Here is a 15,271-nt window from a genome sequence, read left to right on the forward strand (position 1 = left end):
GGAAACTGCGCTCAACCCGCAGGCGCTTGCCTATCTAAACCGGCTGTCCGACCTGCTGTTCGTCCTTGCCCGCCGCCTGAACGGCAATGGCGCGGCTGACGTCAAATGGGTGCCCGGCGCGTCGCGCTGACGCCGCAAAGGCACAGCTTCGGAACATAAATCCTCCTTCATGCGCTTCCTTGTGGAAGGGCGGCGCAACATTTCGAAGGGGCATGCATGGCCAGGAGCCGGACCGCACCGAGCCAGGACGATCTTCTTTCCCGGTATCGCGAAATCCGTGCATTGAGCGAGGCCCTGGCGGCGGGCCTGTCGGATGCGGACGCCACGGCGCAGTCGATGCCCGACGCATCGCCCGCCAAATGGCATCTGGCCCATGTCGGCTGGTTCTTCGAAACCTTCGTGCTGCGCGACCATGCGGCCGGTTATGAGCCGTTCGATCCACGCTACGCCTTCCTCTTCAACAGCTATTATGAGGCGGAGGGCGCGCGCCATCCCCGGCCTGCACGGGGCATGTTGACGCGGCCCCGCCTTGATGAAATCCTCGCCTATCGCGCGCATGTCGACGCCGCGGTTATCGATGCGCTGCCCGCATTGCCGGACGAGGCGCGATCATTGGTGATGCTGGGCCTGCATCATGAGCAGCAGCATCAGGAATTGCTGCTCACCGATATCCAGCATCTCTTTTCGCTCAACCCGCTGGAGCCCGCCCTGTTCGCCGCGCAGCCCTTCACGCCAGCGGCGGTGCCCGGCCCGCTCCACTGGATCGAAGGGCGCGAGGGGCTGGTCGAGATGGGGGACGATGGGAAATCGGACTTCGCATTCGATTGCGAGGGGCCGCGCCACAAGGCGGTCCTGCATCCCCATGCCCTTGCGCACCGGCTGATCACGAACGGAGAGTGGATCGCCTTCATCGAGGATGGCGGCTATCGCAATCCGGCGCACTGGCTGTCCGACGGATGGAGCTGGGTCCAGGCGGAACGGATCGAGGCGCCGCTTTACTGGACCCGCGCGGAGCATGGCTGGATGCGGTTCGGGCTGGATGGGCGAAGGCCGGTCAACCCGGCAGAGCCGGTGACGCACATCAGCCTGTATGAGGCGGATGCTTATGCAAGCTGGGCGGGCGCGCGGCTGCCCACCGAAGCGGAATGGGAAAGCGGCGCGCTCAACATCGCGCCTTCCAGCGGCAATCAGCTTGATGGAGCCGCCTGCCCCCGCCCCCACGCGGCCGATGGCAGCGCCGGGCTGGGGCAGATGTTCGGCGATGTCTGGGAATGGACCGGCAGCGCCTTCCGCCCCCATCCCGGCTTCCACCCCGCCGAAGGAGCCGTGGGCGAATATAATGGCAAGTTCATGTCGGGCCAGTTCGTGCTGAAGGGCGGCAGTTGCGCGACGCCGCGCGGCCATGTGCGGGCGAGCTACCGCAACTTCTTCTACCCGCATCAACGCTGGCAGTTCACCGGACTGCGGCTGGCCAAGGATTTATGACGCGATGCTGCTTGACCATCCCCCTACCCTGCCACGGGAGGCGGCCGATCCGGCGTTCCGGCACGACATTCTGGCGGGGCTTTCGCGCACGCCCAAGGCGACGCCGCCCATCTGGTTCTACGACCAGCGCGGATCTGAATTGTTCGAGGCGATAACGGACCTGCCCGAATATTATCCCACCCGGACCGAAATCGGGCTGCTGGAACGACATGCGGGTGAGCTGCCCGGCCTGATCGGACGAAGGCGGGCCGTGGTCGAGTTCGGCGCAGGCAGCGCGCGCAAGACGCCGCTCCTGCTGCGCGCGATCGATCCTGCCGCCTATGTCCCGATCGACATCAGCGGCGACTTCCTGCAATCCAGCAGCGCGGCCCTGGCCGCTGCCTTTCCCGGATTGCCGGTGCTGCCGGTCGTCGGCGACTTCTTGGGGGACCTGGCTCTCCCTTCGGCGATCGCTGACCTGCCGCGCCTTGGCTTCTTTCCCGGATCGACCATCGGCAACATGGCCCCCGATGCGGCCGTGGACCTGCTGCGCGCGATCCGCAGGCTGCTGGGCGAGGGATCGATGCTGCTGATCGGCATGGACCGGATCAAGGACCCGGACCGGCTGATCGCCGCTTATGACGATTCTCAGGGCGTGACGGCGGCCTTCAACCTCAACCTCCTTACCCGCATCAATCGCGAGCTGGGCGGGGACGTGCCGCTGGATGCGTTCGTCCACCGCGCGATCTGGAATGACGGCAAGGCGCGCATCGAAATGCATCTGGAGGCAGGCCGCGCGCTGGACTTCCATGTCGCGGGGCGGCGCTTCCACATGGCGGCGGGCGAAACCATCCATACGGAGAGCAGCCATAAATATGGCATGCGCGACGCCCGCCTGCTGCTCCGCGCCGGGCACTGGGACCCGGTGAGGGAATGGACGGACCCGGAAGGATTATTCTCGATGATCCTGGCGCGGGCTGGGGAGTAGCCGCTTGCCGAGCATGTCGAAATCGCTTCCTTTCTCATGAGAGAAGTAGAGCCTTTCGACACGCTCGCAGCGCGGCAAGATCATTACCTTATCGAAATGAATCTGCCGCGGCCGGCGCTCACCCTCCAGCCTCAGGCCGCCTTGGCGCGGGACATGCGCTTGCGTTCGTTGGGATCGAGGTAGCGCTTGCGCAGACGGATGTTCTTGGGCGTCACTTCGACCATTTCATCGTCGTCGATATAGGCGATCGCCTGTTCCAGCGTCAGCTTGCGCGGCGGGGTCAGGCGGATGCTGTCGTCCTTGCCGCTGGCGCGGAAGTTGGTCAGCGCCTTCGACTTCATCGGGTTGACTTCAAGATCTTCAGGCTTGGCATTCTCGCCGATGATCATGCCTTCGTAGAGCGCTTCGCCCACGCCTACCATCAGGATGCCGCGTTCCTCCAGCGGACCCAGGGCATAGGCCACCGCCTCGCCCGCGCCGTTGGAGATCAGCACGCCATTCTTGCGGCCTTCGATCTTGCCCTTGTGGGGGCCGTATTTTTCGAACAGCCGGTTCATGATGCCGGTGCCGCGCGTGTCGGACAGGAATTCGCCATGATAGCCGATCAGGCCGCGCGACGGGGCGGAGAAAGTGATGCGCGTCTTGCCCCCGCCCGACGGACGCATGTCGGTCATTTCGGCCTTGCGGATGTTCATCTTGTCCACGACCGTGCCGGAAAATTCGTCGTCCACGTCGATGACGACGATTTCATAAGGCTCGGTCTTGTTGCCATGCTCATCTTCGCCGAACAGCACGCGCGGGCGCGAGATGCCGAGTTCGAAGCCTTCGCGGCGCATGGTTTCGATCAGCACGCCCAGTTGCAGTTCGCCACGGCCCGCGACTTCGAAACTGTCCTTGTCGTCGCTTTCCGTGACCTTGATCGCGACGTTGGATTCGGCTTCGCGCATCAGGCGGTCGCGGATCATGCGGCTCGTCACCTTGCTGCCTTCACGGCCCGCCATGGGCGAATCGTTCACGGCAAAGCGCATCGACAGGGTCGGCGGATCGATCGGCTGAGCCTTGATGGGGACGGTGACCGAGGTATCGGCGATGGTGTTGGCCACGGTCGCGACGGTCAGGCCCGCAAGGCTGATGATGTCCCCCGCTTTGGCTTCGTCCACCGGCACGCGGTCGAGGCCGCGGAAGGACAGGATCTTGGACGCGCGGCCCGTTTCGATCACATTGCCGTCCATGTCGAGCGCGTGGATCGCCTGGTTGACCTTCAGCGTGCCCGACTGGACGCGGCCAGTGAGGATGCGGCCCAGGAAGTTGTCGCGGTCGAGCAGCGTCACCAGGAAGCTGAACGGCGCATCTTCGTCCAGCGCCGGGGGCGGGACATGATCGACGATCTTCTGGAACAGCGGCTCCAGCGTGCCCGACCGCAGCGAGGGGTCTTCATTGGCGTAGCCGTTGCGCCCCGAAGCGTAGAGCACAGGGAAGTCGAGCTGCTCGTCGGTCGCTTCCAGCGTGACGAACAGGTCGAACACTTCGTCCAGCACTTCCTGGATGCGCTCGTCGGGACGGTCGACCTTGTTGACGACGACGATGGGCTTGAGACCCAGCGCCAGCGCCTTGCCGGTCACGAACTTGGTCTGGGGCATCGCGCCTTCCGACGAATCGACCAGCAGGACGACGCCGTCCACCATGGACAGGATGCGCTCCACCTCGCCGCCGAAGTCGGCGTGGCCGGGCGTGTCGACGATGTTGATCCGCGTGCCCTTCCATTCGATCGAGGTGGGCTTCGCCAGGATGGTGATGCCGCGTTCCTTTTCGAGGTCGTTGGAATCCATCGCCCGTTCCTCGACCCGCTGATTGTCGCGGAAGGTGCCGGACTGGCGGAAAAGCTGGTCGACCAGAGTGGTCTTGCCATGGTCGACGTGCGCGATGATGGCGATATTACGCAGGGACATGAAGGATGCCTTTGGGATGTCACATTTTCCCGGCCGGCACCGCGCCTGACCAGAGTATCGGGCGCGCCCCTACAGGAAATGACGCGATGCGGCAAGGGTCACCGCCAGCGCGCCAAGCGTTTGCATCCATGGCGATGCGGGACCATATTCCGCATTGAAGATCACTGTTATAGTCGCATATAACAGCTACTGTAACCATAATTGGGAGAAACCATGGCCAGCACCTCCCCCGGCACGGTGACCGCAGCCGATGCGCTCAACCTGACACCGCCCGACCCGGTGCCGCCGGTCACGCCGGAAAAGGCGGCCGGTCTCGTCCCGCTGGACGAGGAAAAGCGATCGAAGCTCGATGAAAAGGTGGACGCCTTCATCGCCGATCTGGTCGCGCAGGATGCGAACTCCCCCGAATTCGGCGCGCGCGTCGATCAGCTCACCAATATGGGCCGCAAGGAAATCGCGGAAGCGGCGGGCCATTCCAACCGCTTCCTCGACCGGCCCGTGCGCGCGATGGACAGCGACAACAAGGTCGGCGCCGATCTTGCCGAACTGCGCCGCACCGTCGAGGACCTGGACCCTGGCAAGCGCGGCAACCTGCTCGCCCCGCGCAAGCTGTTCGGCATCATTCCCTTCGGCAACCGGATGCGCGACTATTTCGACAGCTACAAGAGCGCGCAGAGCCACATCAACGGCATCCTGGGCTCGCTGGCGAGCGGCAAGGACGTGCTGATCAAGGACAATGCCGCGATCGATGTGGAGCGGCAGAATATGTGGGCGGCGATGGGCCGCCTTGAACAGATGATCCACATTTCCAAAACGCTGGACGCCCGGCTGGAGGCGAAGGCGCTGGAGCTGGAATCCACCGATCCCGCCAAGGCGAAGGCGATCCGGGAAAGCGCCCTGTTCTACATCCGCCAGCGCACGCAGGACCTGCTGACGCAGATGGCCGTCACCGTTCAGGGCTATCTGGCGCTCGATCTGGTCAAGAAGAATAATGTCGAACTGGTGAAGGGCGTGGATCGCGCCAGCACGACCACCGTCGCGGCGCTGCGCACCGCCGTCACCGTCGCGCAGGCGCTCGCCGGGCAGAAGCTGGTGCTGGAACAGATCACCGCGCTCAACACGACGACCGCGAACATGATCGATTCGACCGGCGAAATGCTCAAGAACCAGACGGCCGCCATCCATGAGCAGGCGGCGTCCAGCACCATTCCCATCGAGACGCTGAAACGCGCCTTCCAGAATATCTACGACACGATGGACAGCATCGACACGTTCAAGGCCAAGGCGCTGGAGAATATGAAGACGACGGTGAACACCCTGTCGGACGAGGTGGAAAAGTCCAAGGGCTATATCGCCCGCGCGCAAGGCCAGGCGCAGGCCGCGCAGGAAGCGCGCGCGGACAATCCGCTGTTGAGCGCGCTGGAGGCGTGAACGCCATGCCGCTCGCTTCCATGCCGCCTGATATGGGCAGGAGGATCGGGTGAGCCGGTCCGACCGTGTCCTGGCCGATGCCGAAGCCGTGCTCCGCCGCCATGGCGAGCGCCGCCGGAGCCTGTCGGCCCGCGCCCGCCAGCGGCGCAACGCCGCCCTGATGCGCAAGCTCAAATATGCGGTGTGGGCGGTCATCGCCGTGCTGGCGGCCAGCGTGGTGGCGGGCTTCGTCATGCCGCTTGGCACCAGCGGCGTGATGATCGCGCTGGGGGTCATGCTGGCCGCCCTGCTGGTGATCGCCATCCTGCCCATGGAGCGGACCGTCCGCACGGAGGCGCTTCAGCAAACGCCGCTGGGCGCCCTGCCCCTGCAAACCGAGATCTGGCTGGAAAACCAGCGCAAGGCCCTGCCCGCGCCCGCAGCGACGCTGGTCGACAGCATCGGCGTGAAGCTGGAAGCGCTGGCGCCGCAGCTTGAGCGGCTGGGCGACCGGGAACCCGCCGCGCAGGAGGTGCGCAAGCTGCTGGCGGATCATCTGCCCGAACTGGTCACCGGATATCAGTCCATCCCGCAGTCCTTGCGGCGTGAGGAGCGCAACGGCCGCGTGCCCGAACAGCAGCTGGTGGAGGGGCTGGGCGTCATCGACGCGGAACTGGCGCGGATGAGCGAGACTCTGGCCAGCGGCGATCTTGACCGGCTGGCGGTGCAGAACCGCTTTCTGGAGATGAAATATCAGGAGGCGAAGGAACTGGGGCACTAGTCCCTTTGTCCTTTACGCCATGATCCACCTGACGCTCATCATCGTCGATTTCCTGAGCGGCCTGATCGCGGCCGGAGCATGGGCGCTCGCGTCGGCGGGCGGAGCGATCGCGATGGTGGTGGGCGGCGGCGTTGCCGGGGTGTCGCTGTTCAGGCGGTGGCGGCGGCGCGGCTGAGGTCAGCGCGGCCGGATCAGCTTGTTTATCACCTCCACGGTCAGCAACTGGCTGAACTGTATGCCGAACCGCTTTCCATTCACCCACCGCACCCTGCCGCTGGTTTCCAGACTGGGCGCATGGACGCCGACATAGGCGCCTGGGGGTGGCGGCGCATCGCTATGCACCAGCGCGCCGGAGGACGACAGGTCCAGGAAATGCGCGCGGGTTTCGATGCCGCTCAGGTGCAGGGTAACCGGCTCGAACAGCTTGTGCCGCGGTGCGTTCCGCCGTTGCGGAGCGCCGGTGATCTGAGAACCGCCTTGATCGGTCATGTCAGCCTCTCCCCTAGCGCCATATCATCATGGAAGGATCAATTTCCTCACCAGCATCATGGTTAACGGCAGTGCAAGCAGATTTTTTCTGGCGCGCGGGTCAGGAACGCAGCGCGCAGGGAACGATGGAAGCAGGCGCGGGGCGCGCGGCGATGCGTCGGAAGCGCGCGAAATATCCACCGGCGGTCGGCTTGGGGATCAGTTCCTCCATGCGGAAGCCCATGGCGGCGAGTTCGCAGGCGAGCAGCCTGGGCGGCGTGCCATGCTGGTCGGTAGGGCGGTTGGCGTCGACCACGATCAGTTCGCCGTCGGGCTTCAACGCGGGGCTGAGGTTCCACAGGAAGGCGTAAGGCTCCGCAATCTCATGGTACATATGGACCATGAAGATGCGGTCGAAGCTGTTTTCGGGCAGCTTGGGGTCCTCCGGCGCGCCCAGGCGGACGCTGACGTTGCGCCAGTCTTCGCGGGTGATGCGCCGCGACAGCGCCTCGATCACTTCGGGCATGATGTCCACGGCCAGCACCCGCCCCTTGGCGCCGACGCGATCGGCGAGGCGGACGGTATAATAGCCCTCGCCAGCGCCAATGTCGGCCACGGTCATCCCCGGACGGATGCCCGCCCGGTCCATGATGTCCTCCGCCTCGTTGACGCGGTCGCGCGCTTCCTCGCTGGACCAGCGGGTCGACACGACCGGGGCGACGGGGCGGTCCGCGCGCGGGAAGTTCCTCGCGCCCGCCGGACGGTCATCCTGCCGGTTGGAGGAAAAGGGTCCGCACGCCGCCAGCAGCAACGGCAATGCCGCCAGCGCCGCACGGATGATCATCAATCGACGTCCTCGACATCGACCTTCTCGCCCGTGACCTTCTGCGATAGGGCGGCGGCCATGAACGGGTCGAGCGCGCCGTCCAGCACATCGTCGGGCGAGGTGGAGGTGACGCCGGTGCGCAGGTCCTTCACGAGCTGATAGGGTTGAAGCACATAGGACCGGATCTGGTGGCCCCAGCCGATCTCGGTCTTGGCCTGATATTCGCCCGACGCCGCCGCCTCGCGCTTTTGCAGTTCCGCTTCGTAGAGCCGGGCCTTGAGCATGTTCATGGCCGTCGCGCGGTTCTTGTGCTGCGAACGGTCGTTCTGCGACGCGACGATGATGCCGGAGGGAATATGGGTGATGCGGACGGCGGAGTCGGTGGTGTTGACGTGCTGCCCGCCCGCGCCCGACGCGCGGTAGGTGTCGATCTTGAGGTCGCCTTCATTGACCTCGATCTCGATATTGTCGTCGATCACCGGATAGACCCAGACGGACGAGAAGCTGGTGTGCCGCCGCGCCGAACTGTCATAGGGGCTGATGCGCACCAGGCGGTGGACGCCGCTTTCGGTCTTGGCATAGCCATAGGCGTTCTCGCCCTTGATCAGGAAGGTCGCGGACTTGATGCCCGCCTGATCGCCCGCCTGATAATCGACCAGTTCCACCTTGTAGCCGCGCCGTTCGGCCCAGCGGCGGTACATGCGGCTGAGCATTTCCGCCCAGTCCTGGCTTTCCGTGCCGCCCGCGCCCGCATGGATTTCCAGATAGGTGTCGCTGGCGTCGGCCTCGCCCGCCAGCAGCGCCCTGATCTTGTCCTCGTCCGCGCGGTCTGCGAGCGCCTTCAGGGAGGCGATGGCTTCATTGACCATGTCCTCATCGCCCTCGGCCTCGGCCATTTCGATGAGTTCGGCGGTGTCGGCCTTCTCGCTTTCGATCGCGCGGGTCGCGCCGATCGCGCCCTCCAGCCGGGTGCGCTCGCGCATCACTTCCTGCGCCATTTTCTGATTGTCCCAGAGCGTGGGATCTTCGACGCGCGCATTCAGCTCGTCCAGGCGGCGGAGCGCCCGGTCCCAGTCGAGGAAGCGGCGCAGCAGGTCCAGCGCGGCGTCGATGCGGTCGATATATTGCTGCGCTTCGGCGCGCATGGGAACTCTCCAGAATGTCGGTGCGCATCGTAAACGCGCTAAACGCCAGCCCCTATCCGAGGGCGAAGATTTTGGGAAGCATGTACTACTCCTGCCCGGCAAGGGGAGATGGCGGCGCCAGGCGCTGACGGAGGGGTGATGCCCCTTCGCAGCCTTTGGCTGGTCCCCTCCCGATCGTCCAGGGGGAGGATTTCAGTAGATGCCGCCCTGGTCTTGCAGGAAGTCGCTGTCGGTGCGCTGGCGCGCCTGGGCGCTGGCCTCGCGGCGGGCGGCGGCGCGTTCCTGGGCGGCGACTTCTTCCTTGCGGATGGAGCGGCGGGGTTCGGTTTCGGGCTTGAAGGCTTCCCAGATCACCGCAGGCTTGGGATCGTCGGTGGGCCATACGCCGTAGACGCGCTTGCCCGACCGGCGATCGATCGTGACCATGCGGATGCCCGCCGGGGCGACGAAGGGCGTCTTGGGCATGGTTTCCAGCACCGGAGCCATCGCCGCCTTCCAGATCGGCGCGGCGACGCGGCCGCCCTGCGCCCAGCCGCCCAGGCTGCGCGGCTGGTCATAGCCGATATAGACGCCCGCGACGAGATCGGGCGACCCGCCCACGAACCACACGTTGGTGGGGCCGTTGGTGGTGCCGGTCTTGCCGAACAGCGGCCGATCGAGGTCCGCCAGCACCGTGGCGGTGCCGCGCTGGATGACGCCTTCGGCGATGTGCACGACCTGATAGGCGGTCATGGGGTTCATGACCTGCCGCCCTTCAAAGCCGAAGCGCGGCATGGGCTTGCCGTCCCAATTGGGCATGTTGCACCCGTCGCAGGGACGCCAGCGCAGCGGCCAGATCACCTTGCCGTGCCGGTCCTGCACATAGTCCATGACCTTGGGGAAAAGCTGCCGCCCGTGATTGGCGAGCATGGCATAGGCGTTCACCATCCGCTCCACCGTGGTTTCGCCAGCGCCCAGCGCGAAGGAGAGATAGGGCTGATAGTCGCCGATCCCCATCGCCTTGATGGTGCGCACGACGCGGTCCATGCCGGTCTGGCTGGCGGCGCGCACGGTCATGAGGTTGCGCGACTGCTCCACGCCCCAGCGCATCGTCTGCGGCCCGGCGCTGCCGCCCGAGAAGTTGCGGAAGCATTTCTGCCCCAGCCCCGCGCCCTGATAGACGCACAACGGACCATCGACGATGATCGAGGCGGGCGTCATGCCATTGTCGAGCGCGGCGGCATAGACGAAGGGCTTGATGGTCGATCCGGGCTGGCGCATCGCCTGGGTGGCGCGGTTGTAGGATGAAAGGCGGCTGTCGAACCCGCCCTGCATCGCGCGGATGCGGCCGGAATGGGTTTCCTCCACCACCATGCCGCCGGACACTTCGGGAATGTTGCGCAAGGCCCAGCTCGACCCGTTGCGCGCGACGACGATGAGGTCGCCGGGCTTGAGGCTGCTGAAGGCCGGTCCGCCCGCGCGGCGATAGGGCATCTGCGCCGCCCCGGCGGGCAGCGTGCCGGCCGATCCATCGGCAAAGCCGATCTGCGCCGACGAGGAATCGCGGCTGATCACCGCCGCCACGCGCCATCCGGCATAGTCCACGCCGACATAGCTCGCGGCCAGTTCACGCTGCCAGCCGCGATCGATGTCTATCTTGCCGACCGGCCCCGACCAGCCCTTGCCCGCGTCGAAGCGCAGCAGGCCGTTGCGCAGCGCGGTCGCCGTCAGTTCCTGCATCTTGGGATCATAGGGGCTGCGCACCCACAGGCCGCCCGCATAGACGCTGTTGGGTCCATCCTCCGCCTTTTCGCCGAAGCGTTCGATCAGGCGGCGGCGCACTTCCTCCATATAATAGCCGCCAGCGCGCGCGTCGAAGCCGGAGCCGTGCGCCTGCACCGTGCCCAGCGGCTGCGCCATCGCTTCGCTGCGCTGCGCTTCGGTGATCCAGCCATTCTTCGCCATTTCGCCCAGCGCCCAGTTGCGGCGTTCCAGCGCGCGCTGATGGCCGGTCGGGCTTTCGGGCCGGTAGTTCGCGGGACCCTTGGGCAGGATGGCGAGATAGGCCATTTCATGCAGCTTGAGGTCGGCGACGTCCTTGTCGAAATAGGCGCGCGCAGCCGCCTGCACACCATAGGCGTTGCGGCCGAGGAAGATCTGGTTGAGGTAGAGTTCCAGGATCTGCTGCTTGGTCAGCACCCCTTCCATGCGATAGGCCAGGATCATTTCCTTCACCTTGCGCGTGGGGGAATATTCATCGCCGATCAGCAGATTCTTGGCGACCTGTTGCGTGATGGTGGACCCGCCCTTGGCGCGCTGGCCCGATCCGATCTTGGTCACATAGTCGAGCACCGCGCCGAAAAAGCCGGGAATGTCGACGCCATGATGGTCGAAGAACGTCTTGTCCTCCGCCGAAAGATAGGCGCGGATCAGCAGCGGCGGATAGTCGCTATATTGCAACTGCACCCGCCGTTCGCGCGCATAGCTGTGCACCGGCTGGCCATTGACGTCGCGCACGATTGTGGGCAGCGGCGGTTCATATTCCAGCAGCGTGGCGGCGTCGGGAAGGCCGCGCGCGAAGATCAGCCAGAAGAGGAAGAAGGCGGCCATGAGCCCGCCAAGGCCGATGGCGATCCACCGCACCCAGCGCCGGTCCCAATGGGGGGCGAGCCTTTCCCTGATGCCGTCCGCGCGGCGGCGCAGCCGGGCGGCGAGGGAGGATGACGATGCGGTATCGGGGCGGGCCTCTTCCATGACGGAACGAGGCTCTAAGGTTAAAATGGGGGAAGCGCCAGTGCGGATCGACGTGCCGCCGGGACGCTAGCGGTCGCCAGGCGCCGTCCTGCGGGCGAAATGCACCTCCACCGCGCGGGCCACGCCGCGGGCGATGCGGGCGCGGCCTTCGGGCGACGACAGGAAGGCCGCATCCTTGACGTTGCTGATATAGCCGGTTTCGAACAGCACCGACGGCATGTCGGGAGCCTTGAGCACCACCAGCGACGCGAAGCGGTGATAGGGAGTGCGAAAGCCCATATAGGGCGAGGCTTCCCGTTTCAGCACGCGCGCGAAGGTGGCCGACGCGGCCATGCTTTCGCGCTGCGTCAGGTCAATGAGGATCGAGGAAATGTCCCCCGACTGGCCGCCCAGATTGACGCCGTGCAATATGTCGGCCCTGTTTTCCCTGGCCGCCAGCCGCGCCGCTTCCCGGTCGGACGCCACTTCCGACAGGGTGTAGACGGTCGCGCCATGCGCTTCTTCATTTTCGGCGGAATCTGCGTGGATGGACATGAATAGGTCCGCGTTCAGCCTGCGCGCAATGCCATAGCGTTCCTGTAGGACGAGGAAGCGATCGTCATTGCGGGTGAGCGCCACGCGGATGCGGCCGGTTTTCAGCAATTCGTCGCGGATCGCCTGCGCTATCGCAAGCGTCAGGTCCTTTTCGCGCTTGCCAAGCTCCGCATTGACCGCGCCCGGATCATGCCCGCCATGGCCCGCGTCGATGACCACGAGGGGACGCGCCGCTTCACGCGGGCCAAGGACAGGGGGCAATTCCAGGCCGCGCCCGGCAGGCGGGATCGGCAAGGTGATGCTGTGCACCCGCTTGGCCGGGCGCGGCGCCATATGGACAGAGGGCGCCATCGCATCGTCCGGCGTCGCGGAAAAAATCGCGGCTGCCAGGACGAGAGCGTGGAACATCGGGCGCTTGTGCCGCGCACGCCCGCGATCGTCCAGCCAAATATGAGCGGCGGGCGCAGGCGCGATCCCCCTCCGCCCAGCGGCGCAATCCCGCTTTTCGCCGCGCACGAAACAATATTTCGAGCAGCCGTTGCTAGGGCGCAATTTGACTGCTACCCATTCATATTCCTGAAAGCCTGCCCATATTCCAGGCGAAGCTCTTGGGAAGCTTTCAAGACCGCACCGGCGGGCGCATGACGCCCACAGGCCGGTGTCGCAACAGGTTGACGCTGCATGAGGCATGATTTCCATCCCCCGCTGGCCCCGATACCGGGCGATGCGGCGTGGATGGCGCGGACCGGCGGCTTGCCCGGCCCTGCCAAGGCAGCAGACGCGCATATTTTCCTTAACAACCGGACGATGCCGCAACCGGCGCCGCTGGCGGCGCAAGCGCTGTCGTCCTTTCATTATCGCGTGACAGCCCGGCCGAGCGCCGCTGGCCGTCATCGCCGGAGACACATAAATGACAATGCGTATGCTGATCGATGCGCGCCACCGGGAAGAAACCCGGGTCGCGGTCGTCAAGGGTAACCGGATCGAGGAGTTTGATTTCGAATCGGCCGAGCACAAGCAGCTCAAAGGGAATATCTACCTAGCCAAGGTCACGCGCGTGGAGCCGTCGCTACAGGCGGCCTTCGTCGATTATGGCGGCAACCGCCACGGATTCCTGGCGTTCAGCGAAATCCACCCCGACTATTACCAGATCCCGCGCGAGGACCGCGAGGCGCTGCTGCGCGAGGAACGCGAGCATGCCGAGGAAGAGGCCGCGCTGCGCGCCGAGGTCGAGGATGACGACGATCATGGCGCGTCCGACGATGGGCTGGAAGTGGTCGAGGCGACCCATCATCACGATGAGGAAGACGCCGTGGAAGGCGCGGCCGAGGGCGGCGAGGAAGGCGGCAGCAACGGCCGCCGCAAGCGCGGCAAGGGCGACGACGCCGCCGACGAGCTGCGCCGCAAGCGCATGGCGCTGCGCCGCCGCTACAAGATTCAGGACGTCATCAAGCGCCGCCAGGTGCTGCTGGTGCAGGTCGTCAAGGAGGAGCGCGGCAACAAGGGCGCGGCGCTGACCACCTATCTCAGCCTCGCGGGCCGCTATTGCGTGCTGATGCCCAACACCAGCCATGGCGGCGGCATTTCACGCAAGATTTCGAACGCCGCCGACCGCAAGCGGTTGAAGTCTATCATCGCGGAGATGAACCTGCCCTCCACCATGGGCTGCATCGTCCGCACCGCCGGGCTCCAGCGCACCAAGCCGGAGATCAAGCGCGACTTCGACTATCTCGCCCGCCTGTGGGACGAGATTCGCGAAAAGACGCTGAAATCCGCCGCGCCCGCGCTGATCCACAATGACAGCGACCTCATCAAGCGGGCGATCCGCGATATCTACAACAAGGATATCGAGGAAGTCATCGTCGAGGGCGAGGACGGATACAAGGCGGCCAAGGACTTCATGAAGCTGCTGATGCCCAGCCATGCGCGGCGGGTGAAGCAATATGCCGACGCGGTGTCGCTGTTCCAGCGCGCCAGTGTCGAGGACCAGCTGGCGGCGATGTACAACCCCGTCGTTCAGTTGAAATCGGGCGGCTACCTCGTCATCAACCCGACCGAGGCGCTGGTGTCGATCGACATCAACTCCGGCCGGTCGACGCGCGAACATGGCATCGAGCAGACCGCCGTCGCCACCAACCTGGAAGCCGCGCGGGAAATCGCGCGCCAGCTGCGCCTGCGCGACATGGCCGGCCTCGTCGTCATCGACTTCATCGACATGGAGATGAACTCCAACATCCGCAAGGTCGAGAAGGCGATGAAGGAGGCGTTGAAGGACGATCGCGCCCGCATCCAGGTCGGCCGCATTTCCGGCTTCGGCCTGATGGAGATGAGCCGCCAGCGGCTGCGCACCGGCGTGCTGGAGGCATCGACCCGCCAGTGCCCGCATTGCGAAGGCACCGGGCTGGTCCGCACCGCTTCGTCGGCGGGCCTCAGCGCGCTGCGCATGCTGGAAGAGGAAGCGGCGCGCGGGCGCGGCAATCTGGTCACGCTGCGCGCGAGCCAGGAAGCGGCTTTCTACGTCCTCAACAACAAGCGCCGCGAACTGGACGAGATCGAGCAGCGCTACGGCGTCACCATCGCGATCCTGCCCGATGGCGAAGTCGAAGGCGCGCGCATGTCGGTCGAAGCCAGCGGCCCGCGCCCCGAACGGGTGGTGAGCTATGCGCCGCTCGTCGAGGAAGAGGATGATCTCGAGATCGCCGAGGAACTGGACGAGGAGGAGATCGAAGAGATCGAATCCGAGCGCGAGGAACGCGGCGAGCGCGGTGAGGAACGCGAAGGCGGACGCCGCCGCCGCAGACGCCGCCGCCGCCGTGGCGGCCAGCGCGAGGAAGGCCGGGCCGAGGGCGAGGGCGAAGGCGAAAGCGAGCAGGACGCAGACTCCTCCGAAGCGCCTGAGCTTGCCGAAGGCGAGGAAGAGGACGCCGAAACGGGCGCGGAGCAGTCCGCCGAGGACGCCCTGGGTGAGGGCGA

General features: G+C 65.6%; 11 protein-coding genes and 2 pseudogenes. 7 read left to right on the plus strand and 6 right to left on the minus strand.

The window, feature by feature from the left end; translation table 11 throughout:
* The 3 genes and pseudogenes from L288_RS0121370 to egtD all read left to right on the plus strand — a co-directional run.
* A pseudogene (locus tag L288_RS0121370) lies at positions 1-130 on the plus strand (cob(I)yrinic acid a,c-diamide adenosyltransferase); the annotation flags it as partial.
* A gap of 86 nt (positions 131-216) precedes the next feature.
* Positions 217-1,485 carry an ergothioneine biosynthesis protein EgtB gene (egtB, locus tag L288_RS28270; RefSeq protein ID WP_021237535.1) on the plus strand — a complete coding sequence of 423 codons (1,269 nt, stop codon included), beginning with the start codon at positions 217-219 and terminating at the stop codon, positions 1,483-1,485.
* 4 nt (positions 1,486-1,489) lie between these two features.
* Complete coding sequence (egtD, locus tag L288_RS28275; RefSeq protein ID WP_021237536.1) at positions 1,490-2,452, plus strand: L-histidine N(alpha)-methyltransferase; 963 nt, start codon at positions 1,490-1,492, stop codon at positions 2,450-2,452.
* A 131-nt stretch (positions 2,453-2,583) separates the two neighbouring features.
* On the opposite strand, the gene typA is transcribed toward egtD, so the two are convergent.
* On the minus strand, positions 2,584-4,401 hold the full coding sequence (typA, locus tag L288_RS28280) for a translational GTPase TypA (RefSeq protein WP_021237537.1): 1,818 nt from the start codon (positions 4,399-4,401) through the stop codon (positions 2,584-2,586).
* 213 nt (positions 4,402-4,614) lie between these two features.
* On the opposite strand from typA, the gene L288_RS28285 reads away from it, so the two are divergent.
* The 3 genes from L288_RS28285 to L288_RS43610 are packed head-to-tail and all read left to right on the plus strand — an operon-like array spanning position 4,615 to position 6,767.
* Positions 4,615-5,832, plus strand: coding sequence for a toxic anion resistance protein (locus L288_RS28285; RefSeq protein WP_021237539.1), 1,218 nt, complete (start codon positions 4,615-4,617; stop codon positions 5,830-5,832).
* A gap of 49 nt (positions 5,833-5,881) precedes the next feature.
* Positions 5,882-6,592 (plus strand): hypothetical protein, encoded by a 711-nt coding sequence (locus tag L288_RS28290; RefSeq protein WP_021237540.1) that lies wholly within the window; start codon positions 5,882-5,884, stop codon positions 6,590-6,592.
* A 19-nt stretch (positions 6,593-6,611) separates the two neighbouring features.
* Positions 6,612-6,767, plus strand: a complete 156-nt coding sequence (locus L288_RS43610) for a hypothetical protein (protein WP_021237541.1) — start codon at positions 6,612-6,614, stop codon at positions 6,765-6,767.
* Between the two features lie 2 nt (positions 6,768-6,769).
* On the opposite strand, the gene L288_RS28295 is transcribed toward L288_RS43610, so the two are convergent.
* The 5 genes and pseudogenes from L288_RS28295 to L288_RS43820 form a co-directional block, all read right to left on the minus strand.
* Positions 6,770-7,081, minus strand: a complete 312-nt coding sequence (locus L288_RS28295; RefSeq protein ID WP_021237542.1) for a PilZ domain-containing protein — start codon at positions 7,079-7,081, stop codon at positions 6,770-6,772.
* A gap of 100 nt (positions 7,082-7,181) precedes the next feature.
* The gene (locus L288_RS28300; RefSeq protein ID WP_021237543.1) at positions 7,182-7,904 is read right to left on the minus strand and encodes a class I SAM-dependent methyltransferase; all 723 of its coding nucleotides are present in this window, start codon (positions 7,902-7,904) and stop codon (positions 7,182-7,184) included.
* The gene (prfB, locus tag L288_RS28305) at positions 7,904-9,031 is read right to left on the minus strand and encodes a peptide chain release factor 2 (protein WP_021237544.1); all 1,128 of its coding nucleotides are present in this window, start codon (positions 9,029-9,031) and stop codon (positions 7,904-7,906) included. The genes L288_RS28300 and prfB overlap by 1 nt, the downstream gene beginning before the upstream one ends.
* 192 nt (positions 9,032-9,223) lie before the next feature.
* The gene (locus L288_RS28310; protein WP_021237545.1) at positions 9,224-11,764 is read right to left on the minus strand and encodes a penicillin-binding protein 1A; all 2,541 of its coding nucleotides are present in this window, start codon (positions 11,762-11,764) and stop codon (positions 9,224-9,226) included.
* 66 nt (positions 11,765-11,830) lie between these two features.
* Positions 11,831-12,634: pseudogene (locus tag L288_RS43820) on the minus strand (N-acetylmuramoyl-L-alanine amidase family protein); the annotation flags it as partial.
* Positions 12,635-13,208: 574 nt separating this feature from the next.
* Between L288_RS43820 and L288_RS28320 the strand changes: the two are divergent.
* A partial coding sequence (locus L288_RS28320; RefSeq protein WP_236613008.1) for an Rne/Rng family ribonuclease occupies positions 13,209-15,271 on the plus strand: 2,063 nt, incomplete at its 3' end.

The organism is Sphingobium quisquiliarum P25, from assembly GCF_000445065.1.
Classification (GTDB): Bacteria; Pseudomonadota; Alphaproteobacteria; order Sphingomonadales; family Sphingomonadaceae; genus Sphingobium; species Sphingobium quisquiliarum.